Raw genomic sequence first — 25437 nt, 5'->3', positions numbered from 1 at the left:
ACAAGGGTCAAGGGTGTGCTTCGCGCACCCTGCCACTCCATCCAGGCACTGGCTGCAACACCAGCACCAGCCCGGAAAAGCCCAGAACAAGATAGCTGAACACCTGCCAACGCACCGCATCCGGCCAGCCGATACGCACCGCGACATACATCGCACACGCATACAGCGCCATCAGCAGCAGCTGCCCGCGAATATCGCGCCATAGACTGGCAAGGCCCTCGGCCTGAATCAGCACCAAAGCCTGAAAAATCACACACGCTGTGGCGAAACCCACCATCAGCGTATTCAGCATGCCTGCAATTTCGTCGATCAGCAGCGGCGCCAGACCTATCTGGCCCAGCGCCGGCAGCAGCCCGATGTGTAACAGCCACAGGCCGCCAACCCACAACATCTGAGTCAGCTGTCAAAGCATGGCGCCCGCACGGAGCGGGCGCCTGCGTTTAGATGTGGCGAACTTCGACAATCTCGTACTCGATAACGCCACCTGGCGTTTTCACGGCAACCACATCACCCTCTTCCTTGGCAATCAAGGCGCGGGCCAGTGGCGAACCCACCGAAATCTTGCCAAGTTTGAAGTCAGCCTCATCCTCACCAACGATGTGGTAAGTGACGCTTTCATCAGTCTCGACGTTGGCGATTTCAACGGTGGTGCCGAAGATCACTTTGCCGGTGTGAGGAATGGTCGTGACATCAATGATCACCGCGTTCTGCATGCGGCCTTCGATGTCGCGGATCCGAGCCTCGACCATACCCTGCTGCTCGCGAGCAGCGTGGTATTCGGCGTTTTCTTTCAAGTCGCCCAACTCGCGGGCCGTACCGATGTCCTGGCTGAGCTTCGGACGGACGACTTTGGTCAGGTGAGCGTGCTCTTCTTCCAGGGCTTTTGCGCCCTTCACGGTCATTGGGTATTTGATCATGCCTTCAATCCTGCGTGTAGATCCTGCAAGCGGCGCACGGTCTTCTCGGGACCGAACTTCAGCGCTTCGCAGATGGCTTCGCCAGCAGCAATGGTGGTGGTGCAGTAGATCTTGTGCTGCAAGGCATTACGACGAATGGAATACGAATCAGCGATCGACTGACGACCTTCGGTGGTGTTGATGATCAGGGTGACTTCGTCATTCTTGATCATGTCGACCACGTGCGGACGACCTTCTGTCACCTTGTTCACGCGACGCACTTTCAGGCCTGCGGCTTCGATCAGCTTGGCAGTACCGGCAGTGGCGACCACTTCGAAGCCCAAGTTGATCAGATCACGGGCCACGCCTGCAACCAGTGGCTTGTCGTCATCACGCACGCTGATGAACGCGGTACCGCCAGTCGGCAGCACTTCGCTGGCGCCCATTTGGGCTTTGGCAAACGCTTCACCGAAGGTGTCACCCACGCCCATCACTTCACCGGTGGACTTCATCTCCGGGCCCAGGATCGGGTCCACACCAGGGAACTTGGCGAATGGGAATACCGCCTCTTTCACGCTGTAGAAGTTCGGAATGATTTCTTTGGTGAAACCGATTTCCTTCAGGGTTTTACCTGCCATGACGCGAGCCGCGATCATCGCCAGGGAAACGCCGATGCACTTGGACACGAAAGGTACGGTACGGGAAGCGCGCGGGTTGACTTCGATGACGTAGATGTCTTCGCCTTGCAGCGCCAACTGAACGTTCATCAGGCCGACAACGCCCAGCTCCAGGGCCATTTTCTTGACCTGTTCGCGCATCTCGTCCTGGATGTGTGCAGGCAGCGAGTACGGCGGCAGGGAGCATGCGGAGTCACCGGAGTGAACACCGGCCTGCTCGATGTGCTGCATGATCGCGCCGATCACCACGTCGGTGCCGTCGCAAACTGCATCCACGTCCATTTCGATGGCGCAGTTGAGGAAGTGGTCGAGCAGCACCGGGCTGTCGTTGGACACTTTCACCGCGTCACGCAGGTAGCGCTTGAGTTCTTCTTCTTCGTAGACGATTTCCATCGCACGACCGCCCAACACGTAGGACGGGCGAACCACCAGCGGGTAACCGATCTTGCTGGCGGCACGAATCGCTTCGTCTTCGCTGCGCACGGTGGCGTTTGGCGGCTGACGCAGGTTCAGGCGCTCAACCATCTGCTGGAAGCGCTCACGGTCTTCGGCACGGTCGATGGCGTCAGGACTGGTGCCGATGATCGGCACGCCGGCTTCTTCCAGGGCGCGAGCCAGTTTCAGCGGGGTCTGGCCGCCGTACTGGACGATCACGCCTTTCGGCTTCTCGACGCGGACGATTTCCAGTACGTCTTCCAGGGTCACTGGTTCGAAGTACAGGCGATCGGAGGTGTCGTAGTCGGTGGAAACGGTTTCCGGGTTGCAGTTGACCATGATGGTCTCGTAACCGTCTTCGCGCAGCGCCAGTGCCGCGTGTACGCAGCAGTAGTCGAACTCGATGCCCTGACCGATACGGTTTGGACCGCCGCCGAGGATCATGATCTTGTCGCGGCTAGACGGCGCGGCTTCGCACTCTTCCTCGTAAGTCGAGTACATGTAGGCGGTGTCGGTGGCGAACTCGGCCGCGCAGGTATCAACGCGCTTGTAGACCGGGTAAACCTCGAGCTTGTGACGGTGGCGCCGCAGAGCCTTCTCGGTCACGCCCAGCAGCTTGGCCAGACGCATGTCGGAGAAGCCTTTGCGCTTGAGCTTGAACATCAAGTCGCGGTCGATGCTGGCCAGACCCAGGGTCTTGACCTTCTCTTCTTCCTTGATCAGATCTTCGATCTGCACCAGGAACCACGGGTCGATCATGTTCATGCCGAAGATGTCTTCGACCGACAGGCCGGCGCGGAAGGCATCAGCCACGTACCAGATACGCTCGGCGCCCGGCACGGTCAGTTCGCGCTTGAGCACGCTCATGCTTTCCGGATTGCTCAGGTCGAGCTTCTCGTCCAGGCCGCAAACGCCCACTTCCAGGCCGCGCAGGGCTTTCTGCAGGGATTCCTGGAAGGTCCGGCCGATGGCCATGACTTCACCGACCGACTTCATCTGAGTGGTCAGGCGTGCGTCGGCTTTCGGGAATTTCTCGAAAGCGAAACGTGGCAGCTTGGTCACGACGTAGTCGATCGACGGCTCGAAGGATGCAGGAGTAGCGCCGCCGGTGATTTCGTTCTGCAGTTCGTCCAGGGTGTAGCCGATCGCCAGCTTGGCAGCGATACGCGCAATCGGGAAACCAGTGGCTTTCGAGGCCAGTGCCGAGGAGCGGGAAACGCGCGGGTTCATCTCGATCACGACCATACGGCCAGTGTCCGGGCAGATGCCAAACTGAACGTTGGAGCCGCCGGTTTCAACGCCGATCTCACGCAGTACCGCCAACGAGGCGTTACGCATGATCTGGTATTCCTTGTCCGTCAGGGTTTGTGCCGGAGCAACAGTGATCGAGTCACCTGTGTGCACGCCCATCGGGTCAAAGTTTTCGATAGAGCAGACGATGATGCAGTTGTCCTTCTTATCACGGACAACCTCCATCTCGTATTCTTTCCAGCCGATCAGGGATTCGTCGATCAGCAGCTCTTTGGTCGGCGACAGGTCGAGGCCGCGGGCGCAGATTTCTTCGAACTCTTCACGGTTGTAAGCGATACCGCCACCGGTGCCGCCCATGGTGAAGGACGGACGAATGATGCACGGGAAGCCAAGCTTTTCGAGGACCGCGTTGGCCTCTTCCATGCTGTGGGCGATACCCGAACGCGGGCAGTCCAGACCGATGGATTTCATCGCCTTGTCGAAGCGCGAACGGTCTTCCGCCTTGTCGATGGTGTCAGCGTTGGCGCCGATCATCTCTACGCCGAACTTCTCCAGAACGCCTTCGCGCTCCAGGTCCAGTGCGCAGTTCAGAGCGGTCTGGCCACCCATGGTCGGCAGCAGCGCGTCCGGACGCTCTTTCTCGATGATCTTGGCAACGGTCTGCCACTTGATCGGCTCGATGTACGTAGCGTCAGCCATGTCCGGGTCGGTCATGATGGTCGCTGGGTTGGAGTTCACCAGGATGACGCGGTAACCCTCCTCGCGCAGGGCTTTACAGGCCTGGGCGCCGGAGTAGTCGAATTCGCAGGCCTGGCCGATCACGATCGGGCCAGCGCCGAGAATCAGGATGCTTTTAATGTCTGTACGTTTTGGCATGGGTTGTCACTCAAATCCGCAGGTCAGTCGGCAAGCCGTCTTGTTCAATCTTTGAAGCCTTGAGGGGGCCACCGACATCGGGACCGCCCTCACGCTTTGCTACATCACGGCGAGCGATCAGCGTCGCTTGGCCATCTCATTGATGAAGCGATCAAACAGTGGTGCTACGTCGTTCGGGCCAGGGCTGGCTTCAGGGTGACCCTGGAAGCTGAAGGCGCTCTTGTCGGTGCGCTCGATACCTTGGAGGGTGCCGTCGAACAGCGATTTGTGAATCGCGCGAACGTTGGCTGGCAAGGTCGCTTCGTCTACCGCAAAACCGTGGTTCTGGCTGGTGATCATCACAACACCGCTGTCCAGATCCTGAACCGGGTGGTTGGCGCCGTGGTGGCCGTGCCCCATTTTCAGGGTCTTGGCGCCGGAGGCCAGGGCCAGCAGCTGGTGACCTAGGCAGATACCGAAGACCGGAATCTCGGTTTCAAGCACATCCTTGATCGCCTGGATCGCATAGTCGCAAGGCTCCGGGTCACCAGGACCGTTGGACAGGAACACGCCGTCCGGCTTCAGAGCCAGGGCTTCAGCAGCGGGTGTCTGTGCCGGCACCACGGTGACGCGGCAACCGCGCTCGACCAGCATGCGCAGGATGTTCAGCTTGACGCCGTAGTCGTAGGCAACCACGTGGTAGGGCAGCTCGGAGGCTGAGAGGGTCGCGTGGCTGTCGGTTTTCAGGTCCCAGACAGTCGAGCGCCACTCGTACTTCTCTTTGGTGCTGACAACCTTCGCCAGGTCCATGCCTTTGAGGCCAGGGAAACCCTGGGCTGCAGCGATGGCGGCTTCTTCGGAGATGTTGTCACCGGCCATGATGCAGCCGTTCTGCGCGCCTTTTTCACGCAGGATGCGCGTCAGGCGGCGAGTGTCGATACCGGCGATTGCCACAACGTTGTTGGCTTTCAGGTAGTCGGACAGGGACATCGTGTTACGCCAGTTGCTCGCGACCAGCGGCAGGTCACGGATGACCAGGCCAGCGGACCATACGCGGTCAGACTCGGCGTCTTCCGGTGTGGTGCCGGTGTTGCCGATGTGCGGGTAAGTCAGGGTAACGATCTGTTGGGCGTAGGAAGGATCGGTAAGGATTTCCTGATAGCCGGTCATGGCGGTGTTAAACACCACCTCACCAACGGTTTGACCGTCGGCTCCAATGGCTTCGCCGCGAAAAATGCTGCCATCAGCAAGGGCGAGTATGGCTGGCTTAGTCAAGAAGACCTCCCGTAAATAAAGCCTGAAAGGGCGATCGCAGGTTGTAAAAAAGCGGAGTGACGTATGGACACGTCACCCCGCTTCTTCACCGAATAATTCTGCGCGCTTTTAGTGGACACACTAAAGCTGTAGCTTACAGAAAAAGGCATTTTTGGTCTACCGCCAATGAGCCTTAAAGGCCGAGGAATGCGACAGGACGTCGCTTGGCGTAATAAAACCGGGCCCAAACAGTGTGTTGGAACCCGGTTTCGGGCGCATCTTAACGCAGATCGAGCACGTCTTGCATGTCGTAAAGACCCGGCTCACGACCCTCCAGCCACAACGCAGCACGTACCGCGCCCTTGGCGAAGGTCATGCGACTGGACGCTTTATGCGTGATCTCCAGTCGCTCACCCTCACAAGCGAACAGCACCGTATGATCGCCAACCACATCACCACCACGAACAGTGGCAAAGCCGATTGTTTCACGCTCACGCGCACCGGTGTAGCCTTCACGCCCGTAAACCGCAACCTTTTGCAGATCACGATCCAGGGCGCTTGCGATGACCTCGCCCATGCGCAGGGCCGTACCTGAAGGCGCATCGATCTTGTGCCGATGATGAGCCTCGATGATTTCAATATCCGCCTCATCGCCCAACACACGAGCCGTCATATCGAGCAGCTTCAGCGACAGGTTCACACCAACACTGAAATTGGCTGCGAACACAATGGGAATGTCCTTGCCCGCCTCCACCAGCAACTGCTTCTGTGCAGCGTCCAAACCGGTAGTGCCGATCACCATGGCCTTGCCCGTCTTGCGGCAGAACGCCAGGTTTTTCAGCATGACTTCCGGGAGTGTGAAGTCGATCAGCACGTCGAACTCATCAGCCACCGCCTCCACATGACCGGACAACGGCACGCCGATACGCCCGAGCGAAGCCAGCTCACCGGCATCCACGCCAATCAGCGTGCTGCCGGGACGCACGATGGCTGCCGTCAGACCGGTCAGCGGCGCGCGTTGCTGCACTGCCTCGACCAGGATCTTGCCCATGCGCCCGGCAGCGCCCATCACAGCTATACGTCGCATGCCGACTCCTTACAAATCGCCAAAGAAGCGCTTCACGCCTTCGAACCAACCGGTGGTTTTAGGCGAATGGCTGTTGTCATCCGCCAGGGAGCTGCGGAACTCTTCCAGCAACTCACGCTGACGACGACCCAGGTTGACCGGGGTTTCGACCGCCACACGGCACATCAAATCACCAGCACCGCCGCCGCGCACTGGCGCAACGCCCTTGCCGCGAACACGGAACTGTTTGCCGGTCTGAGTCCCTTCAGGGATTTTCAGTTTGACTCGACCATCTAGGGTCGGAATCTCCAGCTCGCCACCCAGCGCAGCATCGACAAAACTGATCGGCACTTCGCAGAACAGGTGCTTGCCGTCGCGCTGGAAGATCGCGTGCTCGCGCACGTTGATCACCACGTACAGGTCGCCAGTCGGACCACCCTGAGCACCCGCCTCGCCTTCGCCGGACAGACGAATGCGATCACCGGTATCGACACCGGCCGGCACTTTCACCGAGAGGGTTTTGTACTCTTCGACACGGCCTTGGCCGTGGCAGGAATCGCACGGATCGGAAATGATCTTGCCCTGACCATGGCAGCGCGGGCAGGTTTGCTGCACCGAGAAGAAGCCTTGCTGCATGCGCACCTGGCCGATACCGCCGCAAGTCGGGCAGGTGATCGGCGCAGATCCTTTCTTGGCACCCGAACCGTCGCACGGCTTGCAGTTGACCAGTGTCGGAACACGGATATTCACGGTCGTACCGCGCACCGCTTCTTCCAGATTCAGCTCCAGGGTGTAACGCAGGTCGCTGCCGCGCTGAGCGCCGCCACGAGCACCGCCGCGACCGCCGCCGAAGAAGTCACTGAAGACATCACCAAAGATATCGGAGAAGTTCTGACCGCCAAACCCGGCACCGCCGCCGCCCATGCTCGGGTCGACACCGGCATGACCATACTGGTCGTAGGCCGCGCGCTTGCTGGAATCAGACAGCACTTCGTAGGCCTCGTTGGCCTCTTTGAACATATCTTCCGACGCTTTGTCATCGGGATTACGGTCCGGGTGATGCTTCATTGCCAGGCGACGGTAGGCCTTTTTCAGGTCCGCTTCGCTTGAGCCGCGCTCAACACCCAATACTTCGTAATAGTCACGCTTTGCCATAAGTCTTTGCACTCTTAAGGACGTTCGGCAAACCTCTCCTGAGCCTCGCCAAACTCGTTGAGCCCCAATACAGGCCCGGACCCAACTCACGTCAATTCAACGATCCTGGTCTTTGATTCAATGCGGTACTTTCAGCTCGAAAAGCAGGAGCATTCCCGGCCATACCGTCAACACACGAGCCTTGTCGCATGCTGTAAAAATTCGCTAACTCCAGACACGCCAACGCGGGAGCAAGCTCCCGCGCGGCGACATCCTACCAGTCACCGCCTGAAGGCAGTCAACCGGGCGACCAACAACTTACTTGTGGTCTTTGACTTCTTCGAACTCAGCGTCGACAACGTCGTCAGCCTTTTCAGCTTTTTCGTCGTGCGGTGCAGCGCCTTCAGCTGGCTGAGCCTGCTCGGCGTACATTTTCTGAGCCACTGGCGCGGAGACTTTCGACAGCTCTTCTACCTTGGCGTCGATAGCAGCCTTGTCGTCGCCTTTGACGGCGGCTTCCAAGGCAACTACTGCCGCTTCGATTGCAGTCTTCTCTTCAGCGGTCACTTTGTCGCCAGCGTCAGCGACCATTTTGCGCGTCGAGTGAACCAGAGCATCGCCCTGGTTACGAGCAGCTGCCAGCTCTTCGAACTGGCGATCTGCGTCGACGTTGGCTTCAGCATCGCGAATCATCTGCTGAATCTCTTCCTCCGACAGACCGGAGTTAGCCTTGATCACGATCGACTGAGTCTTGCCGGTAGCCTTGTCTTTGGCGCCCACGTGCAGAATGCCGTTGGCGTCGATGTCGAAGGTCACTTCAATTTGTGGCACGCCACGTGGCGCTGGCGGAATCTCGGCCAGGTCGAACTTGCCCAGAGACTTGTTCTGAGCAGCTTGCTTACGCTCACCTTGCAGCACGTGAATGGTCACAGCGCCCTGGTTGTCATCGGCAGTCGAGAACACTTGCGACTTCTTGGTAGGAATCGTGGTGTTTTTCTCGATCAGCGCAGTCATCACGCCACCCATGGTTTCGATACCCAGGGTCAGCGGGCTGACGTCGAGCAGCAAAACGTCTTTCACATCACCGGCCAATACTGCGCCCTGGATAGCAGCACCCATGGCAACGGCTTCGTCCGGGTTCACGTCTTTACGTGCTTCTTTACCGAAGAACTCGGTCACCAGCTTCTGAACCAGTGGCATGCGGGTCTGACCGCCCACCAGGATCACGTCATTGATCGCGCCAATGTCGATGCCGGAGTCTTTCAGAGCGATGCGGCAAGGTTCGATGGTGCGTTGAACCAGGTCTTCTACCAGCGCTTCGAGCTTGGCGCGGGAGATTTTCACATTCAAGTGCTTAGGACCGGTGGCGTCTGCAGTGATGTACGGCAGGTTCACGTCGGTCGAATTGCTCGAAGACAGTTCGATCTTGGCTTTTTCAGCGGCTTCTTTCAGGCGCTGCATGGCCAGCGGGTCACCTTTAAGGTTCATGCCGCTTTCTTTCTTGAATTCGTCGACGAGGTAGTCGATCAGACGAATGTCAAAGTCTTCACCGCCCAGGAACGTGTCGCCGTTGGTGGCCAACACTTCGAACTGGTGCTCGCCATCGACTTCAGCGATTTCGATCACGGAAACGTCGAAAGTACCGCCGCCCAAGTCATAAACGATCACGGTGTGATCGCCTTTCGCCTTGTCCATACCGTAAGCCAGAGCAGCTGCGGTTGGTTCGTTGATGATACGTTTTACGTCCAGACCAGCAATACGACCGGCGTCTTTGGTCGCTTGACGCTGGCTGTCGTTGAAGTAGGCCGGAACAGTGATCACTGCTTCGGTCACTGGCTCGCCGAGGTAATCTTCGGCGGTTTTCTTCATTTTCTTCAGAATTTCAGCCGAGATTTGTGGCGGCGACATTTTCTGGCCGTTCACTTCAACCCAAGCGTCACCGTTATCAGCCTTGGCGATTTTGTACGGGACCATCTTGATGTCTTTCTGTACGACTTCTTCGTCGAACTTACGACCGATCAGACGCTTCACCGCATACAGGGTGTTGTGCGGGTTGGTCACTGCCTGACGCTTGGCCGATTGACCAACGAGGATTTCACCATCGTTGGCATAAGCGATGATCGACGGCGTGGTACGCGTGCCTTCAGCGTTTTCAATAACTTTGGCTACGCCGTTTTCCATCACGGAGACGCAGGAGTTGGTAGTCCCCAGGTCGATACCGATAATTTTGCCCATGTTCACTCTCCCGAAACTTTGGATTTGGATGCCGCAGCAGTGGTGGCTAACTGCGGTAGCACTTAAACGCTTGACTTCTAAATGGGGGCCTTGCGGCTAATTTCAAGCCTGCTCGTCAATCGAAGGCGAAACCGGCGCCGGGGCCTTGCTGACCACGACCATGGCCGGACGCAGCAAGCGACCGTTGAGCTGATAGCCCTTCTGGAACACCTTGAGCACGCTGTTCGGCTCGACGTCGGCGCTTTCCTGCATGGCCATTGCCTGATGCTGAACGGCATTGAACGGTTCGCCATGCGGATCGATCGCTTCCAGCTGATAACGCTTCAGGGTGTCCTGGAACATTTTCAGGGTCAGCTCAATGCCTTCGCGCATTGGACGGATGCTTTCGTCATCCGGATTGGACAACTCCAGACCGCGCTCCAGGCTGTCGATGATTGGCAACAAGTCACCGGCGAATTTTTCCAGCGCGAACTTGTGAGCCTTTTCGACATCCTGTTCGGCGCGACGGCGGACGTTCTGCAGATCAGCCGCTACACGCAAAGCCTGATCATGAGCGCCAGCCAATTGCTCTTCGAGCACTTGAACACGAGTCGCCAGTTCATCACCCGAATCCTGGGCAGCCTGATCGGCGTCTAGATTTTGCGTATCCACTGTCTGTTCGTCAGCCATAGATTTCTCCTTTCAATATCTTCCGCGAGCTCAACTCGCGCTTCTGCCCAGCTATATGGGGCCGCAAAATTCAGCTTCAAGGGGCGCTTATTTATTAACCTTACAAAAAACAGCTGCATTGTCATTCCCGAGCGCACTAAGGATTTCGTCGGATCAAGCAAATCGAGCTAAAGCAGGGCATTGTCAGCCAGAAACAAAACACTGTATAAATAACCAGACCTAAAGCCTGGGAGCGGCCTTTATGCTGGTGCACCTGTCCGTACATAACTACGCCATCGTTGAACATCTCGATCTCGAACTCGATCGCGGGATGAGCGTGATCACAGGGGAGACCGGCGCCGGCAAGTCGATCATGCTCGACGCCCTGGGCCTGACCCTGGGTGATCGCGCCGACAGCGGCGTGGTCCGCCCCGGCGCAGACAAGGCCGATATCCTGGCAACCTTCGACCTGGTCGACATTCCGGAAGCCAGCGCCTGGCTGGCCGAACGCGACCTGGAGAGTGACGGCCCGTGCATCCTGCGCCGGGTGATTACCGCCGAAGGGCGCTCGCGCGGCTACATCAATGGCACGCCCTGCCCCCTCGGCGATCTCAAGGCCCTGGGCGAGTTGCTGATCGACATCCACAGCCAGCATGAACACCAATCCCTGCTCAAGACCGACACACACCGCCGTCTGCTCGACGAGTACGCCGGCGCAACGGACCTTGCCCGTCACGTACATCTGGCCGCCCAACGCTGGCGCCAGACCCGCCAGGAACTGGAACGCCTCTCCAATTCCGGCGACGAACAACGCGCTCGCCATCAATTGCTCAGCTATCAACTCGAAGAGCTGGAAAACCTCGGCCTCGGCGAAAACGAGCTGGAGCAGTTGGAACAGGAACACAAGAACCTGACCAACGCCGAAACCCTGCTGGGCATTTGCCGGCAAGTGGTCGAGCAATGCAGCGAAAGTGATTCCGGCAATGTGCTGAACGCCCTCACCGCCAGCCTCAACCGCCTTTCGAGCGTCAACAATTCGATTGGGGCGCTGGGTGAAGCCAGCAGCCTGCTGACCAGTGCGCAGATCCAGGTCGAAGAAGCCGTGGGGGAACTGAACCGCTTCCTTGATAACTTCGACGCCGATCCGGCGCGTCTTCAGTACCTGGAAGAACGCCTTGATGCGATATACACCATGGCGCGCAAACACCGCATCCAGCCTACCGAAGTGGCGGAGATGCAGCAGAAGTTGCTCGATGAAATCGAGACCCTGAATGCCAACGACGAATCCATCGAGCGCCTGAGCGATGAACTGGCCTCCTATGCCCGTCATTATCAGGAAAAGGCTCGTGAGCTGAGCGATTTACGCCATCAGGCGTCGAGCAGCCTGGCTAGCGCCGTGGAGCAGGAAATTCAGCGTCTGGGCATGCCCGGCGGTCGTTTCACCATCGAACTGCGCCCCAACAGCAGCGATGAACTGCTGCCCAATGGCCTTGAACAGGTAGAACTGCTCGTGAGCGCCAACCCCGGGCAACCACTGAAAGCCCTGGCAAAAGTCGCATCCGGCGGCGAGCTGTCACGGATCAGCCTGGCGATTCAAGTGATCACCGCGCAAACCTCGCGTGTACCGACCCTGGTGTTCGACGAAGTGGACGTGGGCATCGGCGGCCCGACCGCCGAGATCGTCGGCCAGTTGCTGCGTCGACTGGGGGAGCGCGGGCAAGTTCTGACCGTGACTCACTTGCCGCAAGTAGCAGCGCAGGGGCATCAGCATCTATTCGTGCACAAAGTGCGCGGTGAGGATGCCACTCGCACAGCCGTCTCCAAACTCAGCAAGAATGATCGTGTCGAAGAAGTGGCGCGGATGCTGGGAGGCATCGACCTCACCAAGGAATCTCTGGCTCATGCCAGGAAAATGGTCGTCACTGCGAAAATTTAAGATCCGCAGAAAGCACGAAGGCGACCCTGGGGTCGCCTTCGCTCGTTTCGCGAACCTTAAGTTCGCGCGACATGCTTACTTTTTCTTGCGCACGTACAGTACAAGGTTGTGATCAACCATCTCGAAGCCATACTTGTCGACGATTGCCTTCTGCAGACGCTCGATTTCTTCGTCGAAGAATTCGATCACTTCACTGGTCTCGACGTTGACCATATGGTCGTGATGCTTGCCGTCGTCCAGCTCGAAGACCGCATGGCCCCCGTCGAAGTTGTGCCGCACCACAAGGCCAGCTGCCTCGAACTGAGTCAGAACACGGTAAACCGTGGCCAGACCGACGTCCTCACCAGCCTCCATCAGCGCCTTGTAGACATCCTCGGCACTCATGTGGCGTTGCTCGGCGGAATCGAGCATTTGCAGAATTTTGACCCGTGGAAGGGTCACTTTGAGGCCGGCTTTGCGTAGTTCGCTATTTTCAACCATGGTCAGCTTTCTCGCGATGCTGCTTCGCAGCTTCTCTTAATGCGGGTATGATCGGCGTTTACGTTGTCCCAGCCAAGATAGTGGAAGTCGCCCACCGATGCAAAACACCAAGCTCTTGCTAACCAGTTTCACCTTTGTGGGACTGCTCGCACTCGCCGGTTGTTCATTCCCCGGGGTTTACAAAATCGACATCCAGCAGGGCAATGTCGTCACGCAGGACATGATAGACCAGTTACGCCCGGGAATGACCCGTCGGCAAGTACGGTTTATCATGGGCAACCCTCTGCTGACTGACACGTTCCATGCCGATCGCTGGGATTACTTGTATAGCCTGCAACCAGGTGGTGGTGAACGCCAACAGGAACGCATTAGCGTTATCTTCAACCCTAATGACCAACTTGTCAGCCTCTCTGGTGATTTCATGCCAGGCGTGAGCCGGGACGAAGCCATTCTCGGCAAGGACAGCGGCACTGCAGTTGCTGCGCCAGCAGAAAACGTCGAGCAACCGAAACCGGAGAAACCGGTCAAGCCAGGTTCGTTGCTGGATCAGATCCAGAAGGACGTCGACGGTGTAGAAACCGTTCCAGTCCCGACTCCAGAACCCCTGGAAACCTCGCCGCAATAATTTGCGACGCAATAAAAAACCCGGCATGGCCGGGTTTTTTATTGTCCAGCGTTTGAGCGAATCACTGATTCCGGGTTTTGGCCTCAGCAGCTTTGGCAGCACGCAACCGGCGAACCTCTTTCGGATCAGCCAGCAATGGCCGGTATATTTCGATGCGATCACCTGCCTGGACAGGATGATTGTCTGGATCTGCGACCACTCTGCCGAAGATCCCTACCGGGCAATCGGCCAGATCCAGCTCCCCAAACGCCTCGCCGACACCTGACTTCAGCAAAGCCGCCCGCACGGTTGTTCCTGCCGGCACCGTCACCGACAGGAGCACCTGACGATCAATGGCGGCATAGACCACCTCAACGTCGATCACGGTCTCAACCATGCATCTGTTTGGCGCGCTGGCAGAACGCATCCATCAGCGTATTGGCCGCCTGATTGAACAACGGCCCCAAGGTAGCGCGAACAATCGGCCCGGCGTAATCAAACGACAGGTCCAGGCTGATCTTGCAGGCCTTCTCCCCCAACGATTTGAACACCCAGACGCCATGCAACTGATTGAATGGTCCCTTCTCGAGGTTCATCTCAATCGAATGTCCGGGCACCAAGGTATTTCGAGTCACGAAATGCTGGCTGATCCCGCCCTTGGCTACGCCTACGCTGGCGCGCATATGTTCAGGAGAGCTTTCCAGCACTTCGGCCGTCGAGCACCACGGCAGGAATTCCGGATAACGCGCCACGTCGTTGACCAGGTCATACAGCGCTTGCGCCGGGTACGGCAGCAAGGCCGAACGTTGAATGTGTGTCGTCATGTCAGCGTCACTTCCACAGCTGGGCGGCAAACACTACAAGAATGCCGATGGGCGCCACATAGCGCATCAAGAACAGGGACAAGGCGAACAACGCAGGGTTGCGGATCGACAACTCGTCGCGTACCGCTTCACGACCCATCACCCAGCCTGCAAACACCACGAAACACAAACCACCGAGTGGCAACATGATCCGCGAGGTGAAGAAATCGATCACACCAAAGAAATCCAGGCCTCCGGCCGCGCCCCATTGATAGAGGTGGAACAAACCGCCTTCGTTCACGAAAAATTTGGCTTCCTTCCAGATATTGAAGGAGAACACCGTGCCCAGACCGACGAACCAGCAGGTGAATGCCAGCCAGAAGGTGACCCACGCGCGGCTGACTTTCGTGCGCTCAACCAGGTAAGCCACCATCGGTTCGAGCAAGGAAATCGCAGAACTCCACGCGGCAATCGCTACTAGCACGAAAAACACTACGCCCATCAACTGACCGAACGCTACGTTACCAAAGGCAAAGGGCAGACTGACGAACATCAGGCCAGGGCCTTCGCTCGGGTTCAGGCCCGCGGCAAACACAATCGGAAACAATGCCAGACCAGCCACCAGGGAAACGAAAGTATCGAGCAGTGCCACGCCGACGATGGTGCCGGAAATCGATGAGTTCTTTGGCATGTAGGCGCCGTAGATCATGATCGAGCCGACGCCTACGCTCAGGGAGAAGAAAGCGTGCCCCATGGCGGGCAGCAAGCCGTCGAGAACTTTTTCCGGGTGGAAGTCGAACATGAAATGCACGCCTTCCATGAAATGGCCGGTGGTCATGCTGTAGCCCAGCAGCACCAGAATCATCACAAAGAGAAGCGGCATCATGATCCGAAGACTGCGTTCGAGCCCGGCAACGACGCCTTTGGCGATGACAACGGCAGACAGCAGCATGAAAATCGTGTGCCAAAGTGTCAGACGCCATGGATCGGCGATTACATTGCCAAAGTACGCGCCGACCTGATCAGCCGTCACCCCCTGGAAGTCGCCACGACCCATGTCGATGATGTAATCCAGCGACCAGCCGCCGACCACACTATAGAAAGACAAGATCAGCAACGCCGTGATCATCCCGGCGAATGCGCCCCAGGACCATTTACCCGAATGCCCGGCTTCCAGCGCCAATACCTTCAGGGCGTTGGCCGGACTCTGCCGTGCACGGCGACCGATCAGGGTTTCGGCCAACATGACCGGCACACCGATCAGCGCGATACAGGCCAGGAACATCAGCACAAAGGCGCCGCCGCCATAGACGCCGACCATATATGGGAATTTCCAGATGCTACCCAGGCCCACGGCCGAACCGGTCGCGGCGAGTATGAAGACCCAGCGGCTAGCCCAACTGCCGTGGACAGAAACCTTGTCTGTCGACATCGTTATCACGCCCAAGCGTTCAAAAAAGAGGCCGCATTGTCCGGGATTCAATCAACCTGCTCAAGCACGTAGCGACACCGTAGCCGACTTGCTTGCAACTCCCTATAATGCCGCCCCTATGGCTAAACAGAAGAAACACCCAACAGGGACCATCGCGCAAAATAAAAAGGCGCGACACGATTACTTCATCGAGCATAAGTTCGAGGCTGGTCTGGTCCTGGCCGGCTGGGAAGTAAAAAGTCTGCGGGCAAGCAAGCTACAACTGGTTGACAGTTACGTACTGCTCAAGGATGGCGAAGCCTGGCTGCTCGGCAGCCACATTACGCCCCTGATGACCGCCAGCACCCACGTCATCGCTGATCCGACCCGCACCCGAAAGTTGCTGCTCAATCGCCGCGAGCTGGAAAAGCTGGCCACTGCCGTGCAGCAAAAAGGTTACGCCTGCGTGTGCCTGTCCTGGTACTGGAGCAAGCACATGGTCAAGTGCGAGATCGCTCTGGGCAAGGGCAAGAAGGAATACGACAAGCGTGATACCGAACGCGAACGCGACGCCGGTCGCGAGTTGCAGCGTGCGGTGCGCAACAAGGGTAAGGAAGAGTAAACCTTCACCTTGATCATTCCCACGTCGAGGCGTCGAACCGTCCACGTGGGAACGATCATCATCCAAACCTACATCCCCTTGCGCCGCTCCGCCCGAGCCATGCGCTGCACTTCCTGACGCACTTCTTCCAGCACTTCCTGCACGTACAAAATGTGTCGGCTGGAGACTTCTCGCGCCTGTTCTGCCCTTCCTTCGATAATCGCCAGGTACAACTCCCGATGCTGGGTGATGAGCATGTCGCGGGTTTCGGTGCGCTGCTTGTACATCCCGCCGATATTGGTCACCACGTTGCGCTTGAGCAGGTCGAACAACCCACGAATGGTGTGCAGCAACACCGCGTTGTGACTGGCTTCAGCAATCGCCAGATGGAATTTCGCATCCGCCGCGCCCTCTTCCGCACGGCTCACTTCATCATGACGCGTATAGCAGTCCTGCAATTCGTTGAAGGCCGCGGTCAACCGCTCGCGGTCAACGTCCGTAGCGCGCAAGGCAGCGTAATAGGCACAGGAGGCTTCCAAAGTGTGGCGAAATTCCAGCAAATCGCGCTGCGCTTCAGGGTTGCTTTCCAGCAGATGCAGCAGCGGATCACTGAAGGTTGACCCCAGCGACTCCACTACGTAATTGCCGCCACCCTGGCGACTGACCAGTAAGCCCTTGGCCGCCAGCTTCTGAATCGCTTCGCGCAACGACGGGCGTGACACGCCGAACTGCTCGGCCAACGCACGTTCGGCCGGCAAGCGCTCACCCGCCTTCAGCGTGCCCTCGAGGATCATCCCCTCGAGCTGCTCGACAATATCGTCAGACAAACGGCGCTGACGAATTTGATCAAACCCCATAACTCAATTCTCCACGATCCCGACGACTCGCCGGGCTCTCTATTCTGGCCTATCAGCGCTATGCCAGCACCTACCAGAAGACATTTTGTCGAGCGGACCAGATGCCCTTTGCACCGCTTATTCGACAAAAGTTTTAGAACGGCAAATTGACATGCCGCCTACAAGGCTTTTACCCTAGCCAACAGCGATTGTAAATTGGTATTACCAATTATCCAAGAACGCTGATCAGTGCCTGACCAACAACAATTAGGGGCCACCCCATATGCAAACCTGGCAACAGCTCTATTCCCCGCTCGGCAGTCTCGGCGTGTCCGCGCTCGCGGCCGTTATCCCCATCGTGTTTTTCTTCCTGGCATTGGCCGTGTTCCGGCTCAAAGGACATGTGGCCGGCAGCATCACGCTGGCCTTGTCCATTGCTGTGGCGATCTTCGCCTTCCAGATGCCGGTCGACATGGCCTTCGCCGCCGCCGGCTATGGCTTCGCCTACGGTCTGTGGCCGATTGCCTGGATCATCGTGGCGGCGGTGTTCCTCTACAAACTGACGGTCAAGAGTGGTCAGTTCGAAGTGATCCGCAGCTCGGTGCTGTCGATCACCGACGACCAGCGCCTGCAAGTGCTGCTGATCGGCTTTTGCTTCGGAGCCTTCCTGGAAGGTGCAGCCGGTTTCGGTGCGCCGGTAGCGATTACCGCCGCACTGCTTGTAGGACTGGGTTTTAACCCGCTGTACGCCGCTGGCCTGTGCCTGATCGCCAACACCGCGCCAGTGGCGTTTGGTGCCTTGGGGATTCCGATCATCGTCGCCGGGCAAGTGACCGGAATCGACGCCTTCAAGATCGGCGCCATGACCGGCCGTCAACTGCCGCTGCTGTCGTTGTTCGTGCCGTTCTGGCTGGTGTTCATGATGGATGGCCTGCGCGGCGTGCGGGAAACCTGGCCAGCAGCACTGGTCGCCGGCCTGAGCTTTGCCGTCACCCAGTACTTCACCTCGAACTTCATCGGCCCGGAACTGCCGGACATCACCTCAGCCTTGGCCAGTCTGATTTCCCTGACGCTGTTCCTGAAAGTCTGGCAGCCGAAACGCGCAGCGGGCCAACACATCGTCGGCGCCGTCTCGGCTTCCGTGGTCGGCGCCAGCGCCGGCGGTTTCGGTCAGCCGCGCAGCACCGTGGCTTCGCCCTACAGCCTCGGTGAAATTCTCAAAGCCTGGTCACCGTTCCTGATCCTCACCGTACTGGTCACTATCTGGACCCTGAAACCCTTCAAGGCAATGTTTGCCGCTGGCGGGTCGATGTACAGCTGGGTGTTCAACTTCGCGATCCCGCACCTGGACCAAATGGTGATCAAGGTCGCACCGATCGTGGCCGCCCCGACCGCTATTCCGGCGGTGTTCAAACTCGACCCGATTTCCGCGACCGGCACGGCGATCTTCTTCTCCGCGCTGATCTCGATGCTGGTACTGAAGATCAATCTCAGAATTGGTCTGACCACTCTGAAAGAGACCTTTTACGAACTGCGCTGGCCAATTCTTTCCATCGGCATGGTGTTGGCGTTTGCCTTCGTCACCAACTTCTCGGGCATGTCGTCGACCATGGCCCTGGTGCTGGCAGGCACCGGCGCAGCGTTCCCGTTCTTCTCGCCGTTCCTCGGCTGGCTGGGCGTATTCCTGACCGGTTCCGATACATCGTCCAACGCGCTGTTCGGTTCGTTGCAAGCGACCACTGCGCATCAGATCGGTGTCAGCGACACCTTGCTGGTAGCGGCAAACACCAGCGGCGGCGTGACCGGCAAGATGATCTCGCCCCAATCGATCGCCGTGGCCTGCGCCGCGACCGGTCTGGTGGGCAAGGAATCGGATCTGTTCCGCTTCACCCTCAAGCACAGCCTATTCTTTGCAACGATCGTCGGCCTGATCACCCTGGCTCAGGCCTATTGGTTCACCGGCATGCTGGTGCACTAAAAACTACAAGCAGCTCGGAAAAAACCGACGCCGGACCACGAATCCGGTGTCAGCTATTCACCACCCGGTCTGTAAGGCTGCTGAAAGCTTCCCTCTCTATATTCAGCAGCCTCAACGGACGGATAACCGGCCGAGAGACACGCCTGATGAGCGAGCAATTTTATAACGCTGTGCCGAACGCGACCCGTGTCGCCCCGCCACTGCCCGAGCCTCGGCAATACCCTAGCAAAAAACCGTCACGGGTTTACCTGTTCGGAACTTGCGTGGTGGATTTGTTCTACCCGGAAGCCGGGATGGATGCGATTCATCTGCTGGAACGCGAAGGCATTCGTGTCGAGTACCCGCAAGGACAAAGCTGCTGCGGGCAACCGGCCTACACCTCGGGTTACACCGAGCAGGCAAGGACTGTGGCGCGCTCGCAACTGGCGCTGTTTGCCGGGGATTATCCGGTGGTGGTGCCGTCAGGATCGTGTGCCGGCATGTTGCGCGAACACTATGCCGACTTGTTCAAGGATGAGCCGCAAACGCTGAAACAGGTTCAGGCTCTGGCCTCCCGGACCTACGAGTTGGCCGAGTTCCTGTTGTTTGTCTGCAAGGTGCAGCTCAAGGACAGCGGCACACCTGTGAAAGTGGCGCTGCACACCTCGTGTTCGGCACGTCGTGAGATGAACACCCACCTGCACGGCCGTGAGTTACTGGCGCAGCTGAATAATGTGGAGCGAGTCGACCATAGCCATGAAAGTGAATGCTGTGGCTTCGGTGGGACTTTCAGCGTCCGTATGCCAGACATTTCCGGCGCGATGGTGGCGGACAAGACCCGGTCATTGAAGGAATCCGGCGCGCACAAGGTACTCAGTGCCGACTGCGGTTGCCTGATGAACATCAACGGCTCGCTGGAGAAACAGAGGGAAGCGTTGCGCGGCCAACACCTGGCCAGTTTCCTTTGGCAGCGAACCGGAGGTGTTCTATGAACGCTTCCGCGATTATTCCTACGGTTGCCGTAGAAGAAGATTTTCGCACCCGGGCTCATAAGGCGTTGGGTGACAAGCAACTGCGAAACAACTTTCGCACTGCGATGGATTCACTGATGACAAAACGGGCAGCGTCCTTCAGCGATGCCCACGAAAGAGAACATTTGCGAGCGCTGGGCAATGCTGTCCGCGCCCGTGCGTTATCCAAGTTGCCTGACCTGCTCGAGCAGCTTGAACAGAACCTGACCCGCAACGGTGTGACAGTGCACTGGGCGGAAACGGTGGACGAAGCCAATGGCATCGTCCTCTCGATCATCCGCGCTCACGAGGGGCGGCAAGTGATCAAGGGCAAATCGATGGTCAGCGAAGAGATGGAGATGAACCACTTCCTCGCTGAACAGGGCATTGAATGCCTGGAATCGGACATGGGCGAGTACATCGTCCAGCTCGACCACGAAAAGCCTTCACACATTATTATGCCGGCGATCCACAAGAATGCCGGTCAGGTCGCGTCCTTGTTCCACGACAAACTTGGCGTGGAGTACACCAAGGACGTTGACCAACTCATTCAGATCGGTCGCAAAGTCTTGCGGCAGAAATTCTTCGAAGCGGACATCGGCGTCTCCGGCGTCAACTTTGCCGTGGCCGAAACCGGAACCCTGCTGCTGGTGGAAAACGAAGGCAATGGCCGCATGACCACCACGGTGCCGCCAGTGCACATCGCCGTCACCGGCATCGAAAAAGTCGTGGAAAACCTGCGCGACGTGGTGCCGCTCTTGTCACTGCTGACGCGCTCGGCCCTTGGTCAACCGATCACCACCTACGTCAACATGATCTCCGGCCCACGCAAAGAGCACGAACTCGACGGCCCGCAGGAAGTGCATCTGGTCCTGCTCGACAACGGTCGCAGCCAGGCCTTTGCCGACAGCGAATTGCGCCAGACCCTGAACTGCATTCGCTGCGGCGCGTGTATGAATCATTGCCCGGTCTACACCCGAATCGGCGGCCACGCCTATGGGGAGGTTTACCCTGGGCCTATCGGAAAAATCATCACCCCGCACATGGTCGGCCTGGCGAAAGCCCCTGACCACCCGAGTGCCTCGTCGCTGTGTGGCGCCTGCGGTGAGGTCTGTCCGGTAAAAATTCCAATCCCGGCACTGCTGCGTCGCCTGCGGGAGGAGAACGTCAAGGCTCCGGACAGTCCGCATCAAGTCATGCGCGGCCAAGGCAGCAAATATTCGCGCAAGGAACGCTTTATCTGGAATGCCTGGGCCAAGCTCAACAGCTCGCCAACGCTCTATCGCCTGTTCGGCTTCTTCGCCACTCGCCTGCGTGCCCTAGCACCGAGTAATGTTGGTCCTTGGACGCAAAACCACAGTGCACCGAAACCCGCTGCCCGCTCACTGCATGACATGGCACGCGAGCATCTGGCCAAACAGGGAGATCGCTGATGAGTGCCAAGCAAAATATCCTCGTCAAGTTGCGGAACAGTCTGACCGGCACCACACCGGTGCCTGACGAGTTCGACGTCGAACTGGTGACAGCGCCGTACACCTACACCGCAGAGCAACGCATCCCGCAACTGCGCAAACTGATGGAAGCGGTGCACACCGAAATACATCTGACGTCCGACGAAGCTTGGCCCGAGTTGCTGGCCCAGTTACTGCAGGATCGCCAGATACCGAGCCTGTTGATCGCACCGACTACACCTCACGGTCAACGTGTCACTCAGCATTGGGCGAAAAATCCTGACCTGCCCACGCTCAAAGCCTACGACCGTCCGGTTGAAGAATGGAAAGCCGAGCTGTTCAACGACACCCCGGCGAGCCTGACCACCACCCTCGGTGCAATCGCCGCGACAGGTAGTCTGATTCTCTGGCCGACGCGGGAAGAACCGCGCCTGATGAGTCTGGTACCGCCGGTGCATTTCGCCCTACTCAAGGCCAGTGAAATCCGCGACAACTTCTATCAGGTACAGCAGGAATTCGAGTGGGCCCAGGGCCTGCCGACCAACGCCCTGCTGGTGTCCGGCCCGTCGAAAACCGCTGACATCGAGCAAGTCCTGGCTTACGGCGCGCACGGCCCGAAAGACCTGGTGGTTCTGATCCTGGAGGACCAATGAGTCTACCGGCAGCTTTTCTGCGAGATGCGCAGCAACTGATTCCCCAAGAACGACGTTTCGACGATCCGCTTTCGACCCTGGCCTTCGGCACCGACGCCAGTTTCTACCGGCTGATTCCGAAACTGGTGATTCGTGTCGAGTCCGAAGATGAAGTGGTGGCGCTGCTGAAACTGGCGCAACGGGATCAAGTCCCGGTAACGTTCCGCGCCGCTGGCACCAGCCTGTCCGGCCAGGCCATCAGCGATTCGGTATTGATCGTTCTCGGGGATAACTGGAACGGTCGCGAGATTCGCGGGCAAGGCACACAAATTCGTCTGCAACCGGGCGTGATCGGCGCACAGGCCAACGCATGGCTGGCACCCTTTGGACGCAAGATCGGTCCCGATCCGGCCTCGATAAACGCCTGCAAGATCGGCGGCATCGTCGCCAACAATGCCAGTGGCATGTGCTGCGGCACGGCGCAAAACACCTATCACACGTTGGCTGGCATTCGTCTGGTGCTGGCCGACGGTAGCCGTCTCGACACCGAAGATGCGGCGAGTATTGCCGCGTTTCGTGAGAGCCACGCTTCGCTGCTCGAACGTCTGGCGTGCCTGGGCCGTGAGACCCGCGCCAATGCCGAACTGGCAGCAAAAATTCGCCACAAATACCGCCTGAAAAACACCACCGGACTGTCACTCAACGCCCTGGTGGATTTCGACGAACCTGTGGATATCTTGAGCCACTTGCTGGTGGGCTCCGAAGGCACGCTAGGCTTCATCAGCGCGGTGACTTATGACACGGTGATCGACCATCCGAACAAGGCCTCGGCGCTGATCGTGTTCCCGGATGTGGAAACCTGCTGCAACGCCGTGACTGTGCTGAAAAGCCAACCGGTGTCGGCCGTCGAACTGCTGGACCGGCGCAGTCTGCGTTCGGTGCAGGACAAACCCGGCATGCCTGCTTTCGTACAACAGCTGTCGAACAATGCCTGTGCGCTGCTGATCGAATCTCGCGCCGCATCGTCCACTTTGCTACAGGAACAACTGGCGCACATCATGGCGTCGTTGACCTCGTTCCCCGTGGAAAAACAAGTCGACTTCACCGAAGACCCGGTGGAAAACGCCCGGCTCTGGGCGATCCGCAAAGACACCTTCCCCGCCGTCGGCGCCGTGCGCAAAACCGGCACCACGGTGATCATCGAAGACGTGACCTTCCCGGTGGAACAACTGGCCATCGGCGTAAACCGTTTGATCGAGCTGTTCGACAAACATCACTACGCCGAAGCGATCCTTTTCGGACACGCGCTGGAAGGTAATCTGCACTTCGTATTCACCCAAGGCTTCAACAACCCGGAAGAAGTCGCACGCTATCAGGCCTTCATGGACGACGTGGCGCAACTGGTGGCCGTGGAATTCGGCGGTTCGCTGAAAGCCGAGCACGGCACCGGTCGCAACATGGCGCCGTTCGTTGAGCTGGAATGGGGCAGCGATGCCTACCAGTTGATGTGGCAGCTCAAACGCCTGCTCGACCCCAACGGCATTCTCAATCCGGACGTGGTGCTCAGCGACGATCCGCAGATTCACCTCAAACATCTGAAGCCGTTGCCGGCCGCCGACGAGATTGTGGATAAGTGCATCGAATGCGGTTTTTGTGAACCGGTCTGCCCATCGAAAGGCCTGACCCTGAGCCCGCGCCAGCGCATCGTGATCTGGCGCGACATTCAGGCAAAGAAACGCGCTGGCGTGGACACCACCGAACTCGAAGCTGCTTACGAATACCAAGGCATCGACACCTGCGCCGCCACCGGCCTCTGCGCGCAACGTTGCCCTGTAGGAATCAACACCGGCGAACTGGTGAAAAAGCTCCGCAGCCGGAAGGCAACTCATACAAAAACCGCCAATTGGCTGGAAGGCAATTTCGCCACCGCGCTGCAAGGTGCACGTTTCACCCTGCACGTGGCCAACGGTGCGCGAATGCTGTTGGGGGCGCCACGATTGGCAAAGCTTTCAGCAACGTTGACGCGTTTATCCAAAGGTCAGGTCCCGCAGTGGACCAGCGCCATGCCGCAACCGGAAAAAGCCATTCGCTTCAGCCCGACCGTGTCGGACGAACGCCCTCGCGTGGTGTACCTGGCCGCCTGCGTGTCGCGGGCAATGGGCCCGGCTGTAGGTGATAAAGAGCAAATGTCGCTGTACGACAAAACCCGTGGTCTGCTGGAAAAAGCCGGTTACCAAGTGGTCTTCCCGGACAATCTGGACAACCTCTGCTGTGGTCAGCCGTTCGCCTCCAAGGGCTATGCCGAACAGGCCGAACACAAACGCCAGGAACTGATCGGCGCGTTGCTGCACGCCAGTCGCGGCGGGCTCGACCCGGTCTACTGCGACACCAGCCCGTGTACGTTACGGCTGGTTCAAGACCTGGGTGAAGTGCGACTGGACTTGTACGACCCTGTGCGCTTCATTCGTACGCATTTGATGGATCGACTGGATTTCACGCCACAGGAAGCGCCGATCGCGGTGCATGTCACCTGCAGTACTCAACACCTTGGCGAGAGCCAGGCGTTGATCGATCTGGCCCGCAAGTGCAGTAAAAACGTGGTCATTCCCGAAGGTATTCACTGCTGTGGTTTTGCCGGAGACAAGGGTTTCACCATTCCGGAGTTGAACGCTCATTCGCTGCGCACGCTCAAGGATGCGGTGCAGCAGTGCAGCGAAGGGATTTCTACCAGTCGCACCTGTGAGATAGGTCTTACGATGCACGGCGGAATCGACTACCACGGGCTGGTCTATCTGGTGGATCGAGTGACTCAGGCCAGAGTGAACTGAAGAAAAAATAGAACCCTGAGGGGCCGCCGTAGTCCACAGATTAAGTCCGGTAAACGCCGGGCCTTACCCAAACTCGGCAGCCCGTCCTGACGGCCAGCGATGCCTGGACCCTCAGTTCAAGGAGATACACATGAAACGTTCTGTACTGTTAGGTCTGTTCGTTACTGCCTCGCTGATGGCGTCCACCTCGTTTGCGGCCGGCGGCTCAGAAGATCTCTGTGAAACCAACCTGCAGACCATCGCCAATGCCAAGTCACAAATTCAGGCACCGGAAATCAGTGCTCGTGTCGAAGCCAGCGTCCAGCAAGCCAAGGCCCACCAGGCGATGAACACCAAGGAAGGCACCGAGAAGTGCATCTCGGAAACCACCCAAACCATCCAGGAAATCCAGAACGCGAGCAAAGGCGGTAAAACCTGATAGCCGCTCAAGGCCAACC

22 protein-coding genes are annotated in these 25437 nt (G+C 58.3%); 9 read left to right on the top strand and 13 right to left on the bottom strand.

The window, feature by feature from the left end:
• Positions 1–7: 7 nt before the first annotated feature.
• From ACYZT7_RS05055 to grpE, 8 genes are all read right to left on the bottom strand, one after another.
• Positions 8–391: an MFS transporter gene (locus tag ACYZT7_RS05055; RefSeq protein WP_462040194.1), complete on the bottom strand. Its 384-nt coding sequence runs from the start codon at positions 389–391 to the stop codon at positions 8–10.
• A 49-nt stretch (positions 392–440) separates the two neighbouring features.
• On the bottom strand, positions 441–917 hold the full coding sequence (gene greA / locus ACYZT7_RS05050; protein ID WP_046045786.1) for a transcription elongation factor GreA: 477 nt from the start codon (positions 915–917) through the stop codon (positions 441–443).
• Positions 914–4135 (bottom strand): carbamoyl-phosphate synthase large subunit, encoded by a 3222-nt coding sequence (carB, locus tag ACYZT7_RS05045; RefSeq protein ID WP_462040193.1) that lies wholly within the window; start codon positions 4133–4135, stop codon positions 914–916. The genes greA and carB overlap by 4 nt, the downstream gene beginning before the upstream one ends.
• A gap of 117 nt (positions 4136–4252) precedes the next feature.
• Positions 4253–5389: a glutamine-hydrolyzing carbamoyl-phosphate synthase small subunit gene (carA, locus tag ACYZT7_RS05040; protein ID WP_449643159.1), complete on the bottom strand. Its 1137-nt coding sequence runs from the start codon at positions 5387–5389 to the stop codon at positions 4253–4255.
• Between the two features lie 259 nt (positions 5390–5648).
• Positions 5649–6455, bottom strand: coding sequence for a 4-hydroxy-tetrahydrodipicolinate reductase (gene dapB / locus ACYZT7_RS05035; RefSeq protein ID WP_462040192.1), 807 nt, complete (start codon positions 6453–6455; stop codon positions 5649–5651).
• 9 nt (positions 6456–6464) lie between these two features.
• Entirely contained in the window at positions 6465–7589 is a 1125-nt protein-coding gene (gene dnaJ, locus ACYZT7_RS05030) for a molecular chaperone DnaJ (RefSeq protein WP_282374958.1), read from the bottom strand.
• Between the two features lie 297 nt (positions 7590–7886).
• The gene (gene dnaK / locus ACYZT7_RS05025) at positions 7887–9803 is read right to left on the bottom strand and encodes a molecular chaperone DnaK (RefSeq protein ID WP_131060791.1); all 1917 of its coding nucleotides are present in this window, start codon (positions 9801–9803) and stop codon (positions 7887–7889) included.
• A 102-nt stretch (positions 9804–9905) separates the two neighbouring features.
• Complete coding sequence (gene grpE / locus ACYZT7_RS05020) at positions 9906–10472, bottom strand: nucleotide exchange factor GrpE (RefSeq protein WP_449643156.1); 567 nt, start codon at positions 10470–10472, stop codon at positions 9906–9908.
• 241 nt (positions 10473–10713) lie between these two features.
• On the opposite strand from grpE, the gene recN reads away from it, so the two are divergent.
• The gene (gene recN / locus ACYZT7_RS05015; RefSeq protein WP_462040191.1) at positions 10714–12387 is read left to right on the top strand and encodes a DNA repair protein RecN; all 1674 of its coding nucleotides are present in this window, start codon (positions 10714–10716) and stop codon (positions 12385–12387) included.
• A gap of 75 nt (positions 12388–12462) precedes the next feature.
• On the opposite strand, the gene fur is transcribed toward recN, so the two are convergent.
• Entirely contained in the window at positions 12463–12867 is a 405-nt protein-coding gene (gene fur, locus ACYZT7_RS05010) for a ferric iron uptake transcriptional regulator (protein WP_003197684.1), read from the bottom strand.
• Positions 12868–12964: 97 nt separating this feature from the next.
• On the opposite strand from fur, the gene ACYZT7_RS05005 reads away from it, so the two are divergent.
• On the top strand, positions 12965–13492 hold the full coding sequence (locus tag ACYZT7_RS05005; protein WP_461976875.1) for an outer membrane protein assembly factor BamE: 528 nt from the start codon (positions 12965–12967) through the stop codon (positions 13490–13492).
• A 61-nt stretch (positions 13493–13553) separates the two neighbouring features.
• Here ACYZT7_RS05005 and ACYZT7_RS05000 read toward each other — a convergent pair whose 3' ends face one another.
• From ACYZT7_RS05000 to ACYZT7_RS04990, 3 genes are read right to left on the bottom strand one after another with little or no spacing between them, the layout of a single operon-like run.
• Positions 13554–13868, bottom strand: a complete 315-nt coding sequence (locus ACYZT7_RS05000) for an RnfH family protein (protein ID WP_462040190.1) — start codon at positions 13866–13868, stop codon at positions 13554–13556.
• Positions 13861–14295 (bottom strand): type II toxin-antitoxin system RatA family toxin, encoded by a 435-nt coding sequence (locus ACYZT7_RS04995; protein WP_462040189.1) that lies wholly within the window; start codon positions 14293–14295, stop codon positions 13861–13863. The genes ACYZT7_RS05000 and ACYZT7_RS04995 overlap by 8 nt, the downstream gene beginning before the upstream one ends.
• Before the next feature lie 7 nt (positions 14296–14302).
• Positions 14303–15706 (bottom strand): sodium-dependent transporter, encoded by a 1404-nt coding sequence (locus ACYZT7_RS04990; protein ID WP_462040188.1) that lies wholly within the window; start codon positions 15704–15706, stop codon positions 14303–14305.
• A 118-nt stretch (positions 15707–15824) separates the two neighbouring features.
• Between ACYZT7_RS04990 and smpB the strand changes: the two genes are divergently transcribed.
• Entirely contained in the window at positions 15825–16307 is a 483-nt protein-coding gene (smpB, locus tag ACYZT7_RS04985) for an SsrA-binding protein SmpB (protein ID WP_076028704.1), read from the top strand.
• Between the two features lie 68 nt (positions 16308–16375).
• Here the strand turns inward: smpB and ACYZT7_RS04980 are convergent, their stop codons facing one another.
• The gene (locus ACYZT7_RS04980; protein WP_149630764.1) at positions 16376–17143 is read right to left on the bottom strand and encodes a GntR family transcriptional regulator; all 768 of its coding nucleotides are present in this window, start codon (positions 17141–17143) and stop codon (positions 16376–16378) included.
• A gap of 262 nt (positions 17144–17405) precedes the next feature.
• On the opposite strand from ACYZT7_RS04980, the gene ACYZT7_RS04975 reads away from it, so the two are divergent.
• The 6 genes from ACYZT7_RS04975 (at position 17406) to ACYZT7_RS04950 (ending at position 25418) form a co-directional block, all read left to right on the top strand.
• Positions 17406–19100 (top strand): lactate permease LctP family transporter, encoded by a 1695-nt coding sequence (locus tag ACYZT7_RS04975; RefSeq protein ID WP_449643150.1) that lies wholly within the window; start codon positions 17406–17408, stop codon positions 19098–19100.
• Positions 19101–19246: 146 nt separating this feature from the next.
• Positions 19247–20071 (top strand): (Fe-S)-binding protein, encoded by an 825-nt coding sequence (locus ACYZT7_RS04970; protein ID WP_462040187.1) that lies wholly within the window; start codon positions 19247–19249, stop codon positions 20069–20071.
• Positions 20068–21522, top strand: coding sequence for a LutB/LldF family L-lactate oxidation iron-sulfur protein (locus ACYZT7_RS04965; protein ID WP_462040186.1), 1455 nt, complete (start codon positions 20068–20070; stop codon positions 21520–21522). Before ACYZT7_RS04970 ends, ACYZT7_RS04965 begins: the two co-directional genes overlap by 4 nt.
• On the top strand, positions 21522–22193 hold the full coding sequence (locus tag ACYZT7_RS04960; RefSeq protein ID WP_462040185.1) for a LutC/YkgG family protein: 672 nt from the start codon (positions 21522–21524) through the stop codon (positions 22191–22193). Before ACYZT7_RS04965 ends, ACYZT7_RS04960 begins: the two co-directional genes overlap by 1 nt.
• The gene (locus ACYZT7_RS04955) at positions 22190–25000 is read left to right on the top strand and encodes an FAD-binding and (Fe-S)-binding domain-containing protein (protein WP_462040184.1); all 2811 of its coding nucleotides are present in this window, start codon (positions 22190–22192) and stop codon (positions 24998–25000) included. The genes ACYZT7_RS04960 and ACYZT7_RS04955 overlap by 4 nt, the downstream gene beginning before the upstream one ends.
• Positions 25001–25130: 130 nt before the next feature.
• Positions 25131–25418 (top strand): hypothetical protein, encoded by a 288-nt coding sequence (locus ACYZT7_RS04950; RefSeq protein ID WP_282374922.1) that lies wholly within the window; start codon positions 25131–25133, stop codon positions 25416–25418.
• The last annotated feature ends 19 nt before the right edge of the window (positions 25419–25437 follow it).

It is taken from the genome of Pseudomonas sp. RT4P38 (assembly GCF_054897765.1).
This window is presented reverse-complemented; position numbering and strand designations above follow the sequence as displayed.

Coding starts and splice junctions, on each gene's coding strand:
- ACYZT7_RS05055 (WP_462040194.1), bottom strand. CDS start 391: ATGTTGTGGGTTGGCGGCCTGTGGCTGTTACACATCGGGCTGCTGCCG.
- greA (WP_046045786.1), bottom strand. CDS start 917: ATGATCAAATACCCAATGACCGTGAAGGGCGCAAAAGCCCTGGAAGAA.
- carB (WP_462040193.1), bottom strand. CDS start 4,135: ATGCCAAAACGTACAGACATTAAAAGCATCCTGATTCTCGGCGCTGGC.
- dapB (WP_462040192.1), bottom strand. CDS start 6,455: ATGCGACGTATAGCTGTGATGGGCGCTGCCGGGCGCATGGGCAAGATC.
- dnaJ (WP_282374958.1), bottom strand. CDS start 7,589: ATGGCAAAGCGTGACTATTACGAAGTATTGGGTGTTGAGCGCGGCTCA.
- dnaK (WP_131060791.1), bottom strand. CDS start 9,803: ATGGGCAAAATTATCGGTATCGACCTGGGGACTACCAACTCCTGCGTC.
- grpE (WP_449643156.1), bottom strand. CDS start 10,472: ATGGCTGACGAACAGACAGTGGATACGCAAAATCTAGACGCCGATCAG.
- recN (WP_462040191.1), top strand. CDS start 10,714: ATGCTGGTGCACCTGTCCGTACATAACTACGCCATCGTTGAACATCTC.
- fur (WP_003197684.1), bottom strand. CDS start 12,867: ATGGTTGAAAATAGCGAACTACGCAAAGCCGGCCTCAAAGTGACCCTT.
- ACYZT7_RS05005 (WP_461976875.1), top strand. CDS start 12,965: ATGCAAAACACCAAGCTCTTGCTAACCAGTTTCACCTTTGTGGGACTG.
- ACYZT7_RS05000 (WP_462040190.1), bottom strand. CDS start 13,868: ATGGTTGAGACCGTGATCGACGTTGAGGTGGTCTATGCCGCCATTGAT.
- ACYZT7_RS04995 (WP_462040189.1), bottom strand. CDS start 14,295: ATGACGACACACATTCAACGTTCGGCCTTGCTGCCGTACCCGGCGCAA.
- ACYZT7_RS04990 (WP_462040188.1), bottom strand. CDS start 15,706: ATGTCGACAGACAAGGTTTCTGTCCACGGCAGTTGGGCTAGCCGCTGG.
- smpB (WP_076028704.1), top strand. CDS start 15,825: ATGGCTAAACAGAAGAAACACCCAACAGGGACCATCGCGCAAAATAAA.
- ACYZT7_RS04980 (WP_149630764.1), bottom strand. CDS start 17,143: ATGGGGTTTGATCAAATTCGTCAGCGCCGTTTGTCTGACGATATTGTC.
- ACYZT7_RS04975 (WP_449643150.1), top strand. CDS start 17,406: ATGCAAACCTGGCAACAGCTCTATTCCCCGCTCGGCAGTCTCGGCGTG.
- ACYZT7_RS04970 (WP_462040187.1), top strand. CDS start 19,247: ATGAGCGAGCAATTTTATAACGCTGTGCCGAACGCGACCCGTGTCGCC.
- ACYZT7_RS04965 (WP_462040186.1), top strand. CDS start 20,068: ATGAACGCTTCCGCGATTATTCCTACGGTTGCCGTAGAAGAAGATTTT.
- ACYZT7_RS04960 (WP_462040185.1), top strand. CDS start 21,522: ATGAGTGCCAAGCAAAATATCCTCGTCAAGTTGCGGAACAGTCTGACC.
- ACYZT7_RS04955 (WP_462040184.1), top strand. CDS start 22,190: ATGAGTCTACCGGCAGCTTTTCTGCGAGATGCGCAGCAACTGATTCCC.
- ACYZT7_RS04950 (WP_282374922.1), top strand. CDS start 25,131: ATGAAACGTTCTGTACTGTTAGGTCTGTTCGTTACTGCCTCGCTGATG.